The following is a 20139-nucleotide window of genomic DNA, read 5'->3' on the forward strand; positions in this document are numbered from 1 at the left end:
TATTGGAGTATTTGTTGTTTTTCGGCAACAGTAGAGTACGCAATATAATTAATTAATTCACTTTAGATGATTACCCATTTAGACGGGACAAAAAGCTCTTGCCGAATTTAGGCATCGCCACTGAGAAGTTCTCAGCGATAGTAGCACCGATGTCAGAAAACGTCTTTCCGGTTTCCAGCTGCTCGCCGCTTTTGAAGCGCGGAGAATAAGCGAGAAGCGGAACATATTCGCGCGTATGATCCGTACCAGGGAACGTCGGGTCATTGCCGTGATCGGCTGTAAGAATCAACAGGTCGTCTTCTTGCATTTTTTCCAGTACTTCGGCCAATCGGACATCAAATGCTTCCAGTGCATCTCCGTACCCTTTCGGATCTCTGCGATGTCCGTAAAGCGCATCAAAGTCCACCAGGTTCAGGAAACTCAATCCGTGAAATTCTTCTCCCACGACTTGAACCAATTTATCCATGCCGTCCATGTTGTCTTTTGTACGCAAGGCTTTCGTGACGCCTGCGCCATTGTAGATATCATCAATTTTGCCGATGGCGATCACGTCTTTGCCGCCATCTTTCAACTCATTCATTACCGTGCGTTCAAATGGCGCCAAAGCATAGTCATGTCGGTTCGATGTCCGTTTAAAAGCTCCGGGTTGTCCAAGGAACGGGCGTGCAATGACACGGCCTACCAGGTATTCCGGTTCCAGTGTCAATTCGCGGGCGATTTCACAAATGCGGTAAAGCTCATCAAGTGGAATGATTTCCTCGTGAGCCGCAATCTGCAAGACTGGGTCAGCAGATGTATAGACGATGATTGCGCCCGTTTCCATATGTTGCTGGCCAAGTTCGTCCAGAATTTCAGTACCGCTCGCCGGTTTGTTGCCAAGAACTTTGCGGCCTGTCTTTTCTTCCAGCTGTCGGATCAACTCTTCTGGAAATCCGTCTGGATAGACTTTGAAAGGTGTGTCGATATTCAAACCCATAATTTCCCAATGGCCAGTCATAGTGTCTTTGCCGACTGAAGCCTCCTGCAATTTGCCGTAATAGGCTGCCGGAGCATCAGATGCTGCAAGCCCTTTCACCGGGACGATGTTGGCAAGGCCGAGTTTCTCCATATTCGGCATGTTCAATCCGCCCATCGCTTCCGCAATGTGGCCAAGTGTGTTTGATCCTTTATCTCCAAAGGCTTCAGCGTCAGGTGCTTCACCGATGCCCACTGAATCCAATACTACTAAGTGTACGCGTTTAAATGGTTTGATTGTCATAAGTCTTCCTCCTTATTTTCGTTTTTATTTTACCACATTCCGAACTCTTGTCGGAAGTCAGACCTCTTTTAAGCGCGAGGATGAAATTGAGAATAAACATCTTTTAAGCGTGTTTTGCTGACATGTGTATAAATTTGTGTGGTCGAGATGTCTGCGTGGCCCAGCATTTCCTGAACTGCGCGGATATCTGCTCCATTCTCCAAAAGGTGTGTAGCGAAGGAATGGCGCAGCGTATGTGGTGTCAATTCCTTTTGGATGCCCGCTTTTTGGGCATGCTGCTTCAGCAGTTTCCAAAACCCTTGGCGGGTCAGTCGTTTACCGCGCTGATTGATGAACATCGCATCCGTTTTTTCCCCACTTTTCATTAGGTCCAATCGTCCCTGTTCAAGATAGGTTTGACAGGATTTCAGCGCCGATTTCCCTAAAGGAATGATTCGTTCTTTCCCGCCTTTACCAGTACAGCGGACAAACCCCATCGTTAAATGGACGTCTTCTACATCCAGATTGATGCATTCACTGACCCGCATTCCACTGGCATATAATAATTCTAGCATGGCCTGATCCCGTAAACCGTTCGCTTTATTGGTGGCTGGTGCCTGTATCAGAGCATCCACTTCCTCAATAGAGAGGATATTCGGAAGTTTCTTGTCCATTTGGGGCATCTCTAAATGAACAGTTGGATCTGTTTCTACAATTCGTTCACGAATCAGGAATTGATGAAATGAACGGATTGATGAAATATGGCGGGCTACTGTCCGTGGAGTTTTCGTCGATTCCTTCAGATGGCGCAAATGATTCAATATATGTACGCGTTCGACTTTGCTTAGGGACTCCAATTGTTCCACTTCTTTTAAATACTGCAGATAGGCTTTCAGATCCCGTTCGTATGACGACAGTGTATTATCCGCAAGCTGTCTTTCGACACGCAGAAAATGCACGTAATCGTCGAGTGCATCTTTGCCAAAATTCATGCGTCTGCCTCCTCTATATTTTACATTTAAACTAGCCAATCCCTCCATACAAACATTTCTGTTTTCCCATAAAAAAAGGACGGCCTGTATGGGCCGTCCTTTTGGCATCAGTTATTCTGATGGATTTTGGGAATTGCTGTCGTTGCAGCGCCAGCAGATGCCATGGAAAGTAAGACGGTGGTCTTTAATTTGGAAATTCCAACGTTTCTCTACTATGTTCTCCACATCTTCCAGAAGGTCTTCCTGAATTTCATCCACTGCTCCACATTCCAAACACACAAGGTGATGATGGAAATGTGCTGCGCCTTCCTGACGCAAATCGTAGCGCGACACACCATCACCGAAATTTATTTTGTCGACAATTTTCAATTCTGTTAAAAGCTCTAATGTTCGGTACACCGTTGCCAATCCGATTTCCGGTGCAATGTCTTTCACTAAAAGATAGACGTCTTCCGCACTTAGATGGTCTTCCTCATGATCTAACAAAACTCGAACTGTCGCTTCACGCTGTGGCGTCAATTTGTAACTCGCAGCGTGTAATTGCTTTTTAATCCGATCAATCCTGGTTTCCATGCGACGCCCTCCCTCAAACTGCCTCTATTATATCAAAAGGGAGTTCTCAATTACAACAATACTATCCACTCTTTAATGATAATCGTTACAAAGTAATAATAGTTTCAATTCTCAATTGAGATTCGTTGCTTTGCCCATAGCACGGCAAACGCAGTTTTTGCATCATAGATTCTTTCATCTACAACCATTTTTTCCGCTTCTTCAATGGTTACTTCCATCAATTCCACGAATTCGTCGTCATCAAGTACCGCACCATTTGTCGCTTTGCTTAATCCTTCCGCCGCAAACAAATGGACAACTTCGTCCGCAAATCCAGGAGATGTGGCGAACGTTTGTATTTTAACAAGCTTCTCTGCTGTATACCCTGTTTCTTCTTCCAACTCACGCATTGCGGTATATTCGGGAGCTTCTCCGGGTTCAAGCTTCCCTGCAGGAATCTCCACAAGGGAACGTTCCAATGCTTTTCGGTATTGTTCCACCAGTATGATTTTATTTTCAGGAGTAATGGCGATGATGGCAACCGCTCCTGGATGCTCGATCAATTCACGTTTCGATGTGTGGCCATTGGGAAGCGACACATCATCAACTTTCAAATTAATGATTTTCCCTTCGTATAAACGATTTGAATGAATGGTCTTTTCTTCAAACTTTTTCATTTGGAATCCTCTTTTCATTTGTGGTTTCTCTGAGGAAAAGTATACCATATAAGGTAGGACAGACTAAATGAGGTGCAGAAATGAAGAAAAACTTTTTAGGTAGCAGCGAGATTGAAGTCAGTGAAATCGGGTTGGGCTGCATGTCCCTGCCAACAGATGCAAAAGAAACAAGCATCATTGTTGATGAAGCAATTGCACAGGGCATCAACTATTTTGATACTGCCGATCTGTATAACAAAGGAGTTAACGAAGAAGTTGTCGGAAAAGCATTAAAAGAGCACCGAAAAGACATCGTCTTAGCTACCAAAGTCGGCAATGAATGGAGCGCCCAAACAGATGAGGTCAAGTGGAATCCGACGAAAGCGTACATCAAAAAGCAGATCCATGCGAGCTTAAAACGGCTCCAGACGGACTATATCGATCTGTACCAATTGCATGGTGGCATGATCACCGATGATGCCGAAGAAACCATTGAGGCTTTTGAAGAATTAAAAGAAGAAGGGCTGATTCGTGCGTATGGCATTTCTTCCATCCGGCCGAACGTCATCAGACGCTTTCTCGAAAAAAGTGATATTTCTTCCATCATGATGCAATACAGCCTACTGGACCGCCGGCCGGAAGAACTTCTTGACAGCATCGGACAAGCTGGAAAATCCGTTGTTACACGCGGGTCGCTTGCGAAAGGCCTATTAACCGGGGAAGGGCTTCAGCGGGCAGGAAAAATGGACGGCTATATGGGGTATGGGGCAGAGGAATTGAAAACCACTCTCCAGAAATTATCGGCAGTCCACGACAATTTGCATGCCTTGGCATTACAGAGCGTATTGCAGCACGACACAGTCAGCTCAGTCGTCGCTGGTGCCAGTTCAGCAGATCAGCTCAAAGCGACCATCAAAGCTTACGATATGCCGGTTTCACCCGAGCAAATTAAAGAGGCTAAAGAACTGACTCGCCAGGATATCTATCAGGATCATCGAGAATAACCTAATCTTAACAATAAAAAACCAGCAGCAATGCCGTCAATAAAAAACGGTTTGCTGCTGGTTTTCTATTTATAAATCGATAAGTTCTCGATATCCAGTATCCGTATGGCTCGTTGATCGTATTGCTGGATCCATCCTTTATCTTCAAACTTAGCCAATTTCCGGCTGATCGTTTCCGGTGTAGTTCCGAGAAAAGAGGCAAGGTCTTTTCGCGACATCGGCAATCGGATCTCTTTACTCTGGCTGGATTCAGCTTGCTGAACCAAATACAACGCGACTCTCGTCTCCGTGTCTTCTGTCGTAAAACTGGTCACTTGATGTTCTACCTGATCCAGTCTTAACGAGAATTCCTTGATGATCTTCAATGATATTTGCGGATATTTCAAAAATAATTCGTTAATATCTTCACTGCTGATCGTGCACAGTTCCGTAGCTTCCATTGCTTCTGCATAAGAATCGTGTACATTGTCAGTAAAAAGAGCCAGTTCACCTGTGAAATCACCCGGTTGCAAAATCCGGATCACCTGCTCTTTGCCACTTTCAGTCAAACGATATACTTTCAATTTCCCTTTATGGATAATGTACAAAGAATTGGATTTTTCGCCAGCCCTGTAGAGAATTTCGCCTTTTGACAAATTCCGACCTTTGGTTGTAGCGGCGACTTCTTTCAGTTCGGCTGGTTCAAGATGGTTAAAAATTGGAACGATGGATACACATAGATGTTCATGTGACGAAGATGGTTGCTTTACCCCATTGTTCTCCATACTTTCCCTCCTGTATTGATCCATATCGTTAGATCTCTCCCTTACCTATACCCGAAAGATCAACCGCCTATATAAGACATCCCGATTTTCTTTCGGCTTTTGGCACTTTCTTCAGTCCGTTCATCGGAATAACGATCTTTTCTCCCGCTCCAGACTGCACCGATTGCATCAAGAAGCTGCCGATCATCCCAATCACCCCGAAGAAGTTTACGGATATCGAATCCTTCCGTAGCGAAAAGGCAGGTATAGAATTTTCCGTCGGACGATAACCTGGACCTTGTACACGATGAACAGAACGATTCTGAAACGGATGTGATGAAACCAACTTGAGCTTCGCTGCCTTCATAACGGTACCGTTTGGCAACTTCCCCAAAATAATCTTCGTCGACAGCCGTTAATGTATAAACCGATTCCAGTTTCCGGAGGATTTCGTGCTTGGTTACGACTTTTTCAAAGCTCCAATTATTGTCATTTCCGACATCCATAAACTCAATAAAACGCAATGTGATTTCCCGTTCTTTGAAATAGGCAGCCATAGGAAGTATTTCAGCCTCATTGACATTTTTTTGGACCACCATATTCACTTTGATTTCAAATCCAAGAGCTTTTGCGTAATCTATCTGTTCCAAAATATTTTCTGAGCTGACCCCTCGACCGTTCAAGCTTCCGAATAATTCCGGATCCAGTGCGTCAAGGCTGATGTTCAGTCTTCTGAGTCCTGCATCGTATAAAGCCAGGCCGTGCTTTTTAAGCAGCAAGCCATTGGTGGTCAATCCGACATCTTCTACCCCTTCAACCGAAAAGATTATTTTGATCAATTCCGGCAATCCCTTGCGCAATAAAGGTTCTCCGCCCGTTAATCGAATTTTTTTAACCCCCATCGACACAAATAATCTGGTGAGTCTTTGGATTTCCTCAAAAGTCAGCAATTCCTGTTTAGGCAAAAATGCATAGTCGTCACCGAACACCTCTTTTGGCATGCAGTAAGAACACCGGAAGTTGCAGCGGTCTGTAACAGAAATGCGCAAATCCCTCATTGGACGTCCCAGCCGATCGGTCAATGGTTCCATCATCTTCGTATCCACCTTTCTTAAACACTTCATTCAGTTAAAAGAGTTTTTTTCGGTCTCTTGTTCATGTAGTCATCACTGGAATGGCGCCGGTTTTTTTCTGGTATTCAGAAGTGATATCCGTGAATGTACCAACGTAACGGACGACCTCACCTGTGTCATCCTTTACTGCACTGATATTCAACCATTGAAGATATTCCTCTCCATTTTTGCGCCGGTTCCAAATTTCCCCTTGCCACATTCCCTTCTGCTCTATTTCCTGCCACATTTCTTTGTAGAAGTCTTTTGGCTGTCTATCGGATTTCATGATGCTTGGGTTTTGGCCGATGACATCCTCTTCTTCAAAGCCAGTCAATTTAGTGAAAGCCGGATTCACCGTTTTTATTTTCCCGGAAATATCTGTCACTAAAATGCCCTGTCCGGTTGACTTGAAAACTTCGGCTGCCAGCTGCAGGCGATCCTGGTAGTACATCCAGACAACCAGCACGAGACTCGCCAGTGCAACTTGGGAGAGGAGCATAAATCCGATTGAATATTGGCCCGTGACGGAAAAGATAATCGACAGCATGATCGGTGGGAAAAATCCGCCGAGGCCGCCCATCATGGATACGATGCCGTTTGCAATACCTGCCTGCTTATTGAAGTAAAACGGCACTAGTTTAAAGATGACGCCGTTGCCGATACCGGCACTTACTGCAATAGCCAAACTACCGACTGTATAGATCCCGATTGTCGGAGAGAACGCCAGCACAATGGCTGCGATGGTATAGACGAAGAACGTACCCATTAACAGCAGCAAAGGCTGCAGTTTATCGGCAAGCCATCCGCCTACCGGCCGGAGAAAAGTCGCAAGTGCGATAAAACCGGCAGTCCGCATACCGGCATCCACTTTATCCAGCCCGAAATTACTGACTAGGAAGTTGGGCAGATAAATCGTAAATGCTACAAAAGAACCGAATGTGATGAAATAGAACAAGGAAAAGAACCAAAGTTTTTCATTTTTATAAACGCCTTTAATCTGTTCAATAATAGGGGTTTTCACTTTCGGTTCATGGCGGTCACCAAAGAAGAAATTCAATGCGGCAAAAATCAGCAACAGGATCAGGTAGATCTTGACAGTGTTTGACCAACCAATCTGTGTGGCAATCAATGGAGCTGAAAATGTAGTGACCGCTGTACCGATGTTACCGGCACCATAAATTCCGTTGACGAATCCGTGTCTTTCCTTCGGATAGTATTTCGGAAGTGAGGTTACCCCTACTGAAAAGACTGCTCCCCCGATGCCCAGGAATAATCCACTGATGATGAGGTCTGAAAAACTGGAGGCTTCACTTAAGTAAAAGACCGGAAACAAAAGCAGGATAAAACTTACTAGAAAAATAATTCGCGCTCCAAAGACATTGGCGTAATAGCCAAGTGGAATCCGCAGAATGGAACCCAGGACAACAGGCACAGCCGTTACTATAGCCAATCTTTCCGGAGCTATGGCTATATCTTCGCTGATAAATGGAATCAGGGAAGATATAATCACCCACACCATAAAACCGACCACGAGATTCATTGTTTGAAGGGGCAATTGCAGTTTCTTAATCATCAAAATCACCTTTTCCACTGAATTTTCTTTACGATTTTTTCATATTGATTCCCTGCCTTCATTGTATCCCGAGCGTATCTGCATTTTAATAAGGGAGAGCCCTTCTACTGGGAGGGGAAACCCTTAAATTTCAGAAAAGCGGAAGCGTCCGTTTAGTCCTGGCAAGCGCTGGAGCTGGAGTCTGGACAATCAAGAAAAGTGGAAGCGCCCAATTTCTTGACCAATAAAAAAAGGCCGCCCCACAATCATTTTCCATGATTTTTAGGACAGCCCCTCGATCTTTTCAGGTGATAAGGGTATTCAGTTTTTTATATAATTCATCCTGATCGACTGCTTTCATGGCTTTTTCAGCCATCGGGAACAACACGGTTTCCTCTTTCATGAAATGGACCGTCAAGACTTCAAATGCCTCTGCAGCATCCTGAGCGACTGTCTTCATCTGTTCCAATGTCAACAAATCGATATTGTCACGGGTATGGTGAAAGAAATGACCGATATAAGCATCAATCTCTTGATGCTCGTCTTGAATACCGACAAGAGGACCCTGCTCGAATCCGATATAATTCCCTAATGCTGGAAAAAAGAATTCTTCTTCTTTGTCGGTATGATTTTTAAAAGGCTCAATAAACTCAAAAAGTTTTTGGCGTAAAATCTTCATGTTTTCACGGCCAGCTTCCAGACTAAGTCCTTCACCTTCAAAAGACAGGACCAGCGCATGCCATTCATTCATCAAGAACGTTAAATAAGCATGTTCATTTTCCAATAGCCTCATACCGGGTTCCTTAAAACGAAGCTCTGATTTTTCCGTCATCAAAAGACCAACTCCCAGCTTTTCGTCAAAAATTCAATAGTTTTTTCTTCAATACGTATTCCACTAATTCAGGTCTGCTCTTCAACTGGAGCTTTTCCATAATTTTTGCTTTATGCGCTTCGACCGTTTTCACAGAAATAAACAGCTTCTGGGCAATTTCCTTATTGCCGTAGCCTTTTGCAACCAACGGCAGAACTTCAATCTCCCGTTTGGACAATAATTCAAAAGGATCCGATTCTTTTACTTTATGGTCTTTATTGACTAATTCGCGGACCAATGAAGTAGCCATTTTTGGGTGGATGTAAGTTCCGCCACTATAGATGACGCGAATAGCCTGAAGCAATTCTTCATCCGGCGCACTTTTCAGCATATAACCTGAAGCGCCATTCTTTAATACATGGAACAAATACTCTTCGTCATCATGCATCGTCAGCACAAGTATCTTGGTTTCAGGAAAATCTTCCTTGATCTTCCCCGTCGCCACTAATCCGCTCTCGCCAGGCGGCATGCTCAAATCCAGCAGCAGCACATCCGGCTGATGCTTAGCTACCATCTGATAAGCTTCAATTCCGTCAGCTGCCATGGCGATCACTTCCATATCCTCCTGAAAATTGAGGATCATCGAAAACCCGCTGCGTACAATCGCGTGGTCATCCGCTATGATTATCTTCATTTCGCCACCTCCCGCTTTTCGTCTAAAGGCACACGCAAATGCACAGATGTTCCTTTACCGATTTCAGAATCGATGGTAACATTCCCCAATACCAATTCAGCTCGTTCATTCATACCATAGAGGCCAAGCCCCGTGCCCATCGGATGGTCTCCAACGATAAAACCGGCACCTTCGTCTTTTACATTCAACTGCAGGCTATCCCCTTCCTCGAACAGATGAACTTGGATAGTTTCAACTTGCGCATATTTTATCGCATTCAAAACAGCTTCCTGGCAGATCCGATACAATACGGTTTCGACTTCATTTTCATAACGGGTCTGTTTGACTGTCGACTTAAACTCAATAGTTAAGCCGAAACTTTCCTCCACCCGTTTAAAGTGGGAACGGAAAGCCGCCTCCAGTCCAAAGTCATCAAGTGCTGAGGGACGCAGTTCTACAGACAAATTACGGATATCGTCCATCAACCGGATCAATGTTGCCGTACTTTCACTTGTTTTCTTCAAGACTTCTGTATCATTTGTCATATATTTGAGTGCCCGCAAGTCAACGACCGCACTTAAAAGTTCCTGCGCGACGCTGTCATGCAGCTCTCTTGAAATCCGTTTACGTTCATTTTCCTGGGCTTTGATGACATTTTTCATCATTTTGTTTTGCTGCAGTTTGTTTTGTGTTTCAAATTGCATCGACAAATCCCTTAAGATGAAGACCCTCGTACCTTTTTCCGCATCGATGACATGGAAGGTTGCTGCGTACGGAACAACACCTTTTCCAACTGTTTCCAAAAAAACCTGAAAAGAGGAGAAGTCCTCGTGATTGGAACTTGTGAAATAACAGTCTTTGCAGGTTGTCAGATCACTATCGCTTGTATACCCCCTGCATGCGTTGCACAAGGCATTTTCGGCTCCTTTTTTCAGCTGTTCCAGCACATGGTCATCCATTATATTTTCTGCTGCCGGGTTCATTGAAATGGTACTGCCTTCGCTTGTAAAAAAGAAAATCGCTTCTGTGCTGTTTTCGTACATCTTCAGCATGAGGTCAATTAATTGATCTTTTTCTTCCGAAATCAATTCCACATCAATTCCTTCCCGTCCAGCGTTCCTATATCGGATTTAGACATGCTGATCAGCAACTGCAATCTTTCCGGTGTCATCAAATGGGGTTCCCTGAATCCGCCCAAAAGCACTCCTACCACTCTTCCACTATGCCATAACGGAGCAGCGCCAATACTCTTTAAGTTTTCAAGTTTTAAGATAGGATAGTTGAATAAATCTGCCTTTGCTGCAAATTTTTCCACGTCTGCCACCAGTATAGGTTTGCCATTCTTAAAAACGCCTCCCGCAATTCCTTTGCCTGATTGCAGCACTACTTTTTTTATGCGTTCACTTATATTGCCTGAAATGTATTGCCATTTTAATACATGCAGGTTTTCCGCCGGCTCGACTAAAGCAAGCGCAATAATGTCACAACCAAGAGCTTCCCGGATTTTCTCAATCTGCAATTGGTATTCTTTTGTATAATCCATGCTTTTGTCTCCTATCAAACTAAAAAGAGAGACCCTCTTTAATTTGTTGGTTTATGTCTCCTGTACAGGATATAACTTCTGCCTACATAATTCAACGGTACACTCCAAACATGCACGAGACGAGAAAATGGCCAAAAAGCGAATATCGCGAAACCGGTTAAAACATGGATTTTAAAAGATAAAGGCACTTCTGCCATGATTGCTGGGTTAGCTTTAAAAAGAAAGAGGTCACGGAACCATATGGAGACAGTCATCCGATAATCAAAATCCGGCTGTACCACATTCGTTACCAACGTGGCATACATACCGACGAAAACAATGAATAAAAGAAGAGCATTGACTGCCAGATCAGAAAAAGAACTCAATTTCCGGACGCTTGAGATGGAAAAGCGCCGGAATGTAAGGATGATCATACCGATCAATGTCATGAAACCAAAAATCCCACCGATGTATATGGCTCCAATATGATATAAATGATCATTGACTCCTACTGCATTCATCCAGGCAATCGGGATTGCCAAACCACCGATATGGCCAAAGATCACTGGAATAATGCCCAGATGGAACAATAGGCTGCCCATCATCAATTGCTTTTTTTCGATAAATTCACTGGATTTTGCAGTCCAATGAAATTTATCGACGCGATATCTATAGATATGGCCAAAAATGAAGATCGCCATGCACAGATAAGGAAAGACAACCCAAATTAATCTATCCAGCGTTTCCATCTACAGGCACCTCCTGCTCGATACAGGCCTTAAACGTTTCACGCAAACCTTTGACAAGATGGAAATAGGGACTGTCTTTTTTCTCAAGCGATTTCAGCAGATGATAAGTTCCATCCTCCAGAACGGCAATCAGCATCTGGAAACTCTGGGGCGCCCGGGGATCTCCCAGCCACTCAGCTGCGTAGAGAAACTCGCAGATGAGCGGCAGGAAATCGGACAATTCCGTATCCGGCATTTCAAGTCCGAACATTTCATACGAGACCTTCAGCTTGGCAAGCATCTGGCCCCGCTCTTTGGCATCCTCAAACTTGAAATACGTCATGAACAAGGTGCTGTCTTTGTCAAAATCAAAAATGTCCGTATACATTTCCTGTATTTGATCCAAACTCAATTCATGCATCAGTTCCCAGTACCGCTGAACATATTCATGTGCCGGATGATCCTCTTCAAATGATTCTTCAATAAGCGATGGATGAAAATCCAGTTTTTGCGGATAGGTCAGGTGATGAGCATAAAAACCGAATGATACTTTATAACGATATAGTTTCTCTAAATTAATCACGCCATATACCTCCGTAGAAGTTTTCTTCATAAATTTCTTTCCCTGTTTTCGTAGCTGTCCCAGTTGGGCTTGGCGTTGCTGGACCGCAACTGTCGCAGGATCCACCGGAATCGGTTCCCCATCCTCCCATACCTTCTGTATCGAAGCCTTCCATTCCTTGCGCACGGTACGGATTGACTCGTCCCTCTCTATGCGTACTTGGAATGACAAAACGGTCTTCGTATTTGGCGATTGCCAATAGACGGTACATTTTCTCGGTCTGATGGGCTGTCATGCCAATCCGTTCCAGGCGGCTTTCGTCAAATTCCTTGCCGGTTGTTTTGGCGCGCATATATGAACGCATCATCGCCATGCGCTGTAGTGATTTCTTAACTGTTTCCGTATCACCGGCAGTCAGCATATTCGCCAAATACTGGATCGGCGTCCGCATTTCTTCGATCGCCGGAAAAATCATATCGGGATTTTTAATGGAATCTTTGCCTTCGAAATAATTCATGATCGGGCTGAGCGGCGGCACGTACCAGACCATCGGCAAGGTGCGGTATTCCGGATGGAGTGGGAAAGCGAGTTGATGCTCAATCGCCAGCTTATAAACGGGCGAATTCTGCGCCGCTTCTATCCAGTCCTCTGATATGCCGTCTTTTCGTGCTAAAGCAATCATTTCAGGGTCAAACGGGTCGATGAATAAGTCACATTGTGCTTTGTATAGATCTTTCTCATCTGGAGTGGAAGCCACTTCCAGTACGCGGTCTGCATCATATAGAAGAACTCCTAGATAACGGATGCGGCCCGTACAAGTTTCCGAACAAACCGTCGGCAGCCCTGCTTCGATCCGTGGGAAGCAGAATGTGCATTTCTCTGCTTTATTGGTCTGCCAGTTAAAGTAAACTTTCTTATAAGGACAGCCTGTCATGCAATAGCGCCAGCCCCGGCAAGCTTCCTGGTCGACCAGGACGATGCCGTCTTCTTCACGTTTGTAGATTGCGCCAGAAGGACATGAGGCTACACAGCTTGGGTTCAGGCAGTGTTCGCAAAGCCTCGGCAAATAAACCATAAATGCTTTATCGAAATTGAATTTGATTTCTTCTTCGATTTTTTGGATATTGGGATCCAACGGTCCGGTAATATGTGCTCCCGCCAGATCATCTTCCCAGTTCGGGCCCCATTCAAGGTCCATTTTTTTGCCAGTGATGGCTGAATGAGCACGTGCGACCGGTGAATGCTCCAATTCACCGGCATTGGTCAAGTGTTCATAATTATATGTCCAAGGTTCGTAATAATCCTTCATTTCCGGCATATCCGGGTTGTAAAAGATTTTCCCCAAGGCGACTTTCGATAATTTATTTCCGGACTTCAGTTCCAATTTCCCCTTGCGGAGCTGCCAGCCGCCTTTATAAAGCTCCTGATCTTCCCAACGCTTCGGATATCCGATGCCAGGTTTAGTTTCCACATTGTTGAACCACATATATTCTGCGCCTTTACGGTTGGTCCAAGTCGTCTTGCACGTGACACTGCAGGTATGGCAACCGATACATTTATCCAGATTCATCACCATTGCTACTTGTGCTTTAATCTTCAAGCCAGTCAACCTCCTTCATTTTGCGGACTGCTACGTATTCATCACGCTGATTGCCGATAGGCCCGTAGTAGTTGAAGCCATAGCTGAGTTGAGCATATCCACCGACCATTTGCGTCGGTTTCAGGTGGATACGGGTTGGCGCATTATGGCTGCCGCCTCGTGTATCCGTAATTTCAGAACCCGGTACCTGGATGTGTTTATCCTGGGCGTGGTACATGAACATCGTGCCTCTTGGCATACGGTGGCTGACGACTGCACGAGCCGTAACGACACCGTTTCGGTTATAGACTTCAAGCCATGCATTATCATCGATATCATGTGCTTTCGCGTCTTCGTTATTGATCCAAACTGTCGGACCACCACGGAATAAGGTCAGCATATGCTGGTTATCCTGGTAGGTTGAGTGGATATTCCATTTGCCGTGCGGCGTCAAATAACGAAGCACCAGCGAATCGACACCGCCTTTGATCTTTTTATCCTTCTTGCCGAACACCATCGGCGGCAATGTCGGTTTATAGATCGGCAAGGCTTCACCGAACTGTTGGAAAATTTCATGGTCAATATAGAAATGTTGTCTGCCTGTCAATGTCCGGAACGGTACTAGACGTTCAATATTCGTTGTGAACGGAGAGTAACGTCGACCCATTTTATTGGATCCGCTGAACACCGGTGTCGGAATGACTTCACGCGGCTGGACGGTAATGCTTTGGAAAGTGATTTTTTCGGCTGCACGATCCGCAGATATGTCCTTCAATTCGACTCCTGTATCTTTTTCTGCTTCAATATATGCTTTTTGTGAAACGCGTCCGTTCGTCGCAGACGATAGATTCAGCATGGCATCAGCCACTTGTCGCGCTGTCTGGATTTTCGGTAAGCCATTTTTGATGGTTTCATCAAAGAATGTCCCGTTGATGTGCTTCAATTCCTCATACTCTTCCGCTACAGAGAAACTGACGCCATGCGCTCCGGTTTTACCGACTGCCAAATTCGGTCCCAAGGTAATGTATTTGTCATGTATTTTGGTGTAATCCCGCTCCACGATACTGAAATTCGGCATTGTTTTGCCAGGGATTGCTTCGATTTCCCCTTTAGTCCAATCCTTGACGACACCCATAGGCTGTGAAATTTCACTTTTTGTATCATGCGCAAGAGGGGTGATGACCACATCTTTATAGACGCCAGGCAAATGCGTTTTTGCCATCTCTGAGAACCTTTCAGCCAATTTAGCGTAAATATCCCAATCCGAGCGCGATTCCCAAAGCGGGTTGACCGCCGGATTGAATGGATGCACAAAAGGATGCATATCAGTCGAAGACAAGTCGGTCTTTTCATACCAAGTGGCTGCCGGTAAGACGATATCCGCGTACAGCGGAGTCGAAGTCATCCGGAAATCAAGCGCAACCATAAGGTCCAGCTTGCCTTCGACATCTTCCCGCCAAACGATTTCTTCCGGTTTTTCATCGACATTCGGTTCAGCCAACAAGCCATCCGATGCGCCTAGTAGATGTTTCATGAAATATTCCTGGCCTTTAGCAGAACTTGAGATCAAGTTTGAGCGCCAGATGAACAGTGTTCTTGGGAAGTTTTCAGGTGCACCTGGATCTTCCACCGCAAATTTCGTTTTACGGGAAATAACCTCTTCCACTGCATGATCGATAATTTCTTTATTGGTCTTTCCGCCTTTTTCTGCAGCTTCTTCTGCAAACAATAAACTGTTTTTATTGAATTGTGGATAAGAGGGAAGCCAACCTAATCGTGCTGCCAGCACATTATAGTCAGCCGGATGCTGATAAGCGACATCGTCTGCCAGAGGCGATTTCAGTGCATCTGTGCCGCTTTCCTCGTACCGCCATTGTTCAGTTGCAAAATAGAAGAAAGAAGTTGCATTCTGCAGTCTTGCAGGTCCTTGCCAATCTTTTGCGAAAGCGACAGTCGACCATCCTTCAATCGGACGGCATTTTTCCTGTCCGACATAATGCGCCCATCCACCACCGTTGACGCCTTGGGAAGCTGTAAGGATGACCAGATTCAAAATTGCGCGGTAAATTGTATCGCTGTTGAACCAATGGTTGATGCCGGCGCCCATGATAATCATTGAGCGTCCGCCCGTATCAATCGAGTTTTGTGCAAATTCACGTGCAATCTGCGTAACGATCGATGCTTTGACGGATGTCACTTTTTCCTGCCATGCAGGAGTATAAAATGAGGTTTCATCGTCGTAGCCTTTTGCATTATATTCACTTTCCGTACGGATAATTCCGTATTGGCTCATCATCAGATCATAAACAGTTGCGGCGTAGCGTTCTGTACCATCTGCCAGTGTGACTTTCCTTGCTGGAATCACACGTTTAAAGACGCCATTTCCCTGATTATCGAAATATGGGAAAACGATTTCCTTCCATTCTTCCTGGTGGCCGACAACACTCATCGCCGGGTCCACTTTGGAACCATCTTCATTTTCAAGAATCAAGTTCCATTTTTTATCCTCTTCCCAACGCTGCCCCATTGTGCCATTCGGCACCATCAATTTATCTGCTGCCTCGTCAAAGATGACCGGCTTCCATTCTGCATGCTCTGAAGTGTCGCCCAAATCACTGGCGCGAAGGAATCGGCCGCCTTTAAGTGTATCTTCATGCGGATCCAAAAGAATCATAAATGGCATATCCGTAAATTGTTTCGCATAATTGATGAACATCGGTTCTTGTCGTTTTTGGTAGAACTCATCTAGAATGACGTGCGTCATGGCCTGTGCCAATGCAGCATCTGTTCCAGGATGAGGAGCCAGCCAATTATCGGCGAACTTCACGTTTTCTGCGTAGTCAGGAGCTACAGACACTACTTTTGTCCCTTTATAGCGAACTTCTGTCATGAAATGTGCATCCGGTGTACGGGTCATTGGTACGTTTGAGCCCCACATCATCAAATAACCAGCGTTATACCAATCCGACGATTCCGGTACATCCGTCTGCTCGCCCCAAATCTGTGGAGAAGCAGGAGGAAGATCGGCATACCAGTCGTAAAAGCTCAGCATCTGCCCGCCGAGAAGCGAAATGAAACGTGCTCCTGAAGCGTAGCTGACCATCGACATTGCCGGGATCGGCGTGAAGCCAGCGACACGGTCCGGCCCGTATTTCCGGATAGTGTAGATCAATTGGGCTGCAATCAGTTCTAAAGCATCTTCCCAATTGACACGAATGTGTCCGCCTTTTCCGCGGGCCGATTTATAGAACATGGCTTTCTCAGGATCTTCCACTATACTCGCCCAAGCATCCACTGGATTCGGATGGCTGGCGCGCGCCGCTTTCCAGAGCCGCCAAAGCTTACCGCGCATATAAGGGTATTTCACGCGCAACGGGCTGTATTCATACCAAGAGAATGTGGCGCCCCTTGGACAGCCGCGCGGTTCAAATTCCGGCATATCAGGTCCACAGGACGGGTAATCGATCTGCTGATTTTCCCACGTGATGATCCCGTTCTTCACGAATACTTTCCAGCTGCATGATCCTGTACAGTTTACTCCGTGTGTGGTGCGGACTACTTTATCGTGCGACCATCTTTGGCGGTACATATTTTCCCAATCCCGGCTTTTTTCCTCCAGGATGGACCAACTGCCCGAATAACTCTCGACTGGTTTAAAGAAATTCAATCCAAATCTTTTCTTCATCGCCTATACCCACTCCTTCTCATGAATGAAAACTATTGAAGGGAATCAATTACAAATTCATTCGTATAGCCTTATTATGTTAGTCCCCCATAAAAGTTCCCATTAGGGAATGTCCTATAGAAGCACTGGAATTCCCTTGTTCACTGAAAACTCTAAAACTCCTGTATACTACAAAACATCCTCATCCTATTATTTTTCGGGGGTTTCAGATAAGCTGCCCAAAAAAACTGTAGGATTTTTACTTTAGGATGTCCTAAGACAGTCAATTTCAGCCGCTCACAAGTTTCCCCCAATGAAAAACCGATTAGAAAACGCCGATTTCCATCTATTTTCTACGCTTCCGAACTCCCTGTTTCTCATTGGATAAGGGAGTTCCCTCTTTCGCCAAAGGAAATGCCCTAGCAGGAAAATCAATGGTTTTCGGCATGTTATACTGAAAAAAAATGAGGGGAATGAATGATTATGTCAGGACCATCTTTGCGCCAGCTGCATGCCCATCATGCGATTCACGAAGGCGCCTTATCTGGAGCGTTAACCAAAACCGAAGAAGTCGAAGACCTATTGAGAGCCAAAGAATATGAAGTCGCCCGTCAGGCGGCAGATCATTTGCTGGAGTATTGGGAAACGCGGATCATCAGCCATGCCGATGCGGAAGAAGAAGGATTTTACCAGGAAATGATTGACCAGCAACCTGAACTTAAGGAAACAGTAGCCGATTTGACGCGTGATCATGACATCTTGCGCATCATTGCAGCTGACATCAAAAAATTGCTTGTAGAAGAAGGCGTCAGTTATGAAGTTATGAAGCAATTTCATGCGCTGCTGGTTGTAAATGCCATCCATAGCCGCGAAGAAGAACGGCTGTTGCTACACGGGCCTTCAATATGATAAAAGCAATTGGAAGAAACGAGCTTTGCCATTGTGAAAGCGGCAAAAAATACAAAAAGTGCTGTGGAGCGGACAAATCCTCCAAGCTGATGTTCGAAGAACAAAACAAAGCACTCCAAGGAACGCTTCGGGACTTTTTTGAAAATCATCCCCGTCCGTCCCAACAGAAAGAATTGGTGAAATGGAAAGATAAAGTCGAAAATCTTCTCGTTCCACTTTACGGTGAGAATAAATCGAATGGTATTATCGGGGATCTCTTCTTCTTTTCTGAACGCGTCGATGTATGGAATGCTTTTATCGAAGAAAAGATCGCCAAAGAGGAAAGAGTACAAATCAGAGAGATTCTCAGCTCTTGGCTTGACCCGTTGTTTATGGCCGGCGAAATTCTTTCCGTTTCCGATTACCGTGCTCAAGTCCGCGATTTGCTGTCTCAAAAAGTTACAGAAATTGAAGTCAATGAATCTTTCCCAGTCGAAGCAGGGAATATTGCGACCGGCTTCTATCTGCCTGATATCCGGAACGGAGACAATTTCATGATGGTTCTTAACAGCCTGACGGTCGCGGTTGAAGTAAACCAGGAAAGTATCCAAAAGCTCCAGGAGATGTATCGGTCATCCGAAACGGCAAGCACTAAAGAATTTTACAGCCGGAACATGCTAGCCGTTTACCAGATCCTTAGCAGCGGCCTTCGGAGTACCGAGCAAGTCTCTTCTGCCGTTCTTGAAACTGTGGAAGAATTGGAGAATTTCCTGATTGCCCATGATTTGAAGAGCGACGAATTGATCGAAGCCTTCTTTCATTACGCAGAACCCTTGGCGTTGATTCCCAAAGAAGCGGTCGCTGGTGCAGTCCAGTTTGCCATCGATCATCGGCTGGTGAAGCTAGACTGGAAGATCGACGAAACAGCGCAGCATTTTGGCGTGGATACAGAAGGGCTGGCTCTTTTCAAAAATGATCTCGGTTCTTTTTATCACACCGCCAAAAGCAAGGAAGACCCAGAGAAAGAAGCCGTTTATGCTTTTGAAGTCGGAACAGATCCCAAAGGCAACGAACTGCAGAATTGGCAATTGTATATGCATTTGAAAAATGCGACCATTACAAGTGAAAATGAATTGAAACGCCAAATGGAGTACTATCACAGCAAATCCTATGAACCGAAAACCAAAGTTGAGAAAGCTCAGCTCCTTGCCTATAGTGCCTATACAAATACGGACCGGGCCACCCAGCTGGAACAGATACAGGGGCTGGACCCCCAAAATACAGATGCTTTCCTACTGGCAGCTGAAATGGCAACAGATTCGTCATTAAAAGAACAATTGCTTCAAAAGGCAATCTCCAGCGGAAAAGAACGCTTTGAACCAGAAATGGATGTAGCTTGGCTGTATGTGCCAAACCGTCCATATTTGCGATCCCTGTTTTTGCTTGGAAATTTCTATTGGGAGCAAGCCCGTTTCGAAGAGGCTTTCCCTATCTATTATGAAGTACTGCGCTTGAACCCCGGCGATCACCAGGGCGTACGCTATTTAGCGGTTTCAGCGTTAATTTCCCTGGGGCGCCTGGAAGAAGCGGAAAGCCTCATCAGCCATTACGAAGAAGAACTCAGCGATAATGCATTCTATGCTTGGTTCAGATGGTCTATAGAGCGGCAGAAAGGTAAAATTTCTCAAATTTCTCAAACGAGGTATATAGAAGCCATCGATCAAAATCCATATGTAAAAAAATATATTGAACAACGGATTGCCGCTTTTCCTTATCCGAAATCGGCTGTCATCACTCCCCGCTCTCCTGAAGAAGCAGGACTGATCTGGACGTTTTTGGCACCGACTCTTGAGAATCGATAAGT

At 45.2% G+C, this 20139-nt stretch carries 18 protein-coding genes; 3 read left to right on the top strand and 15 right to left on the bottom strand.

Features of this window, described 5'->3' with window-relative positions; translation table 11 throughout:
* Positions 1-70: 70 nt before the first annotated feature.
* From deoB to Q0785_RS08025, 4 genes are all read right to left on the bottom strand, one after another.
* Positions 71-1258, bottom strand: coding sequence for a phosphopentomutase (gene deoB / locus Q0785_RS08010; protein WP_298828239.1), 1188 nt, complete (start codon positions 1256-1258; stop codon positions 71-73).
* Positions 1259-1326: 68 nt separating this feature from the next.
* Positions 1327-2229 carry a site-specific tyrosine recombinase XerD gene (gene xerD, locus Q0785_RS08015; RefSeq protein ID WP_298828242.1) on the bottom strand — a complete coding sequence of 301 codons (903 nt, stop codon included), beginning with the start codon at positions 2227-2229 and terminating at the stop codon, positions 1327-1329.
* 111 nt (positions 2230-2340) lie between these two features.
* Positions 2341-2802: a Fur family transcriptional regulator gene (locus Q0785_RS08020; protein WP_008430965.1), complete on the bottom strand. Its 462-nt coding sequence runs from the start codon at positions 2800-2802 to the stop codon at positions 2341-2343.
* A gap of 104 nt (positions 2803-2906) precedes the next feature.
* A complete protein-coding gene (locus Q0785_RS08025; protein ID WP_298828247.1) occupies positions 2907-3458 on the bottom strand; it encodes an NUDIX hydrolase in 552 nt (183 codons plus the stop codon).
* Positions 3459-3538: 80 nt separating this feature from the next.
* Between Q0785_RS08025 and Q0785_RS08030 the strand changes: the two genes are divergently transcribed.
* Entirely contained in the window at positions 3539-4441 is a 903-nt protein-coding gene (locus Q0785_RS08030; protein WP_298828250.1) for an aldo/keto reductase, read from the top strand.
* Positions 4442-4506: 65 nt separating this feature from the next.
* On the opposite strand, the gene Q0785_RS08035 is transcribed toward Q0785_RS08030, so the two are convergent.
* From Q0785_RS08035 to Q0785_RS08085, 11 genes are all read right to left on the bottom strand, one after another.
* Positions 4507-5205, bottom strand: coding sequence for a Crp/Fnr family transcriptional regulator (locus tag Q0785_RS08035; RefSeq protein WP_298828253.1), 699 nt, complete (start codon positions 5203-5205; stop codon positions 4507-4509).
* A 59-nt stretch (positions 5206-5264) separates the two neighbouring features.
* Entirely contained in the window at positions 5265-6278 is a 1014-nt protein-coding gene (moaA, locus tag Q0785_RS08040; protein WP_298828256.1) for a GTP 3',8-cyclase MoaA, read from the bottom strand.
* Between the two features lie 61 nt (positions 6279-6339).
* Positions 6340-7869 carry a nitrate/nitrite transporter gene (locus Q0785_RS08045; protein WP_298828259.1) on the bottom strand — a complete coding sequence of 510 codons (1530 nt, stop codon included), beginning with the start codon at positions 7867-7869 and terminating at the stop codon, positions 6340-6342.
* Between the two features lie 283 nt (positions 7870-8152).
* On the bottom strand, positions 8153-8680 hold the full coding sequence (locus tag Q0785_RS08050; protein ID WP_298828262.1) for a hemerythrin domain-containing protein: 528 nt from the start codon (positions 8678-8680) through the stop codon (positions 8153-8155).
* 25 nt (positions 8681-8705) lie between these two features.
* On the bottom strand, positions 8706-9353 hold the full coding sequence (locus Q0785_RS08055; protein WP_298828264.1) for a response regulator transcription factor: 648 nt from the start codon (positions 9351-9353) through the stop codon (positions 8706-8708).
* Complete coding sequence (locus tag Q0785_RS08060; RefSeq protein WP_298828535.1) at positions 9350-10384, bottom strand: sensor histidine kinase; 1035 nt, start codon at positions 10382-10384, stop codon at positions 9350-9352. Before Q0785_RS08060 ends, Q0785_RS08055 begins: the two co-directional genes overlap by 4 nt.
* A 32-nt stretch (positions 10385-10416) precedes the next feature.
* Positions 10417-10875, bottom strand: coding sequence for a GAF domain-containing protein (locus Q0785_RS08065; protein WP_298828266.1), 459 nt, complete (start codon positions 10873-10875; stop codon positions 10417-10419).
* A 38-nt stretch (positions 10876-10913) separates the two neighbouring features.
* Positions 10914-11603 carry a respiratory nitrate reductase subunit gamma gene (narI, locus tag Q0785_RS08070; protein ID WP_298828267.1) on the bottom strand — a complete coding sequence of 230 codons (690 nt, stop codon included), beginning with the start codon at positions 11601-11603 and terminating at the stop codon, positions 10914-10916.
* Positions 11587-12165 (bottom strand): nitrate reductase molybdenum cofactor assembly chaperone, encoded by a 579-nt coding sequence (narJ, locus tag Q0785_RS08075; protein ID WP_298828269.1) that lies wholly within the window; start codon positions 12163-12165, stop codon positions 11587-11589. The genes narI and narJ overlap by 17 nt, the downstream gene beginning before the upstream one ends.
* Positions 12158-13744: a nitrate reductase subunit beta gene (gene narH / locus Q0785_RS08080; protein WP_223632994.1), complete on the bottom strand. Its 1587-nt coding sequence runs from the start codon at positions 13742-13744 to the stop codon at positions 12158-12160. The genes narJ and narH overlap by 8 nt, the downstream gene beginning before the upstream one ends.
* A complete protein-coding gene (locus Q0785_RS08085; protein WP_298828273.1) occupies positions 13734-17408 on the bottom strand; it encodes a nitrate reductase subunit alpha in 3675 nt (1224 codons plus the stop codon). Before Q0785_RS08085 ends, narH begins: the two co-directional genes overlap by 11 nt.
* Before the next feature lie 462 nt (positions 17409-17870).
* On the opposite strand from Q0785_RS08085, the gene Q0785_RS08090 reads away from it, so the two are divergent.
* Positions 17871-18296, top strand: a complete 426-nt coding sequence (locus Q0785_RS08090) for a hypothetical protein (RefSeq protein ID WP_298828538.1) — start codon at positions 17871-17873, stop codon at positions 18294-18296.
* Positions 18293-20137 carry a tetratricopeptide repeat protein gene (locus Q0785_RS08095; protein ID WP_298828276.1) on the top strand — a complete coding sequence of 615 codons (1845 nt, stop codon included), beginning with the start codon at positions 18293-18295 and terminating at the stop codon, positions 20135-20137. Before Q0785_RS08090 ends, Q0785_RS08095 begins: the two co-directional genes overlap by 4 nt.
* Positions 20138-20139: the final 2 nt, after the last annotated feature.

This window comes from uncultured Planococcus sp., from assembly GCF_947501725.1.
Classification (GTDB): Bacteria; Bacillota; Bacilli; order Bacillales_A; family Planococcaceae; genus Planococcus; species Planococcus donghaensis_C.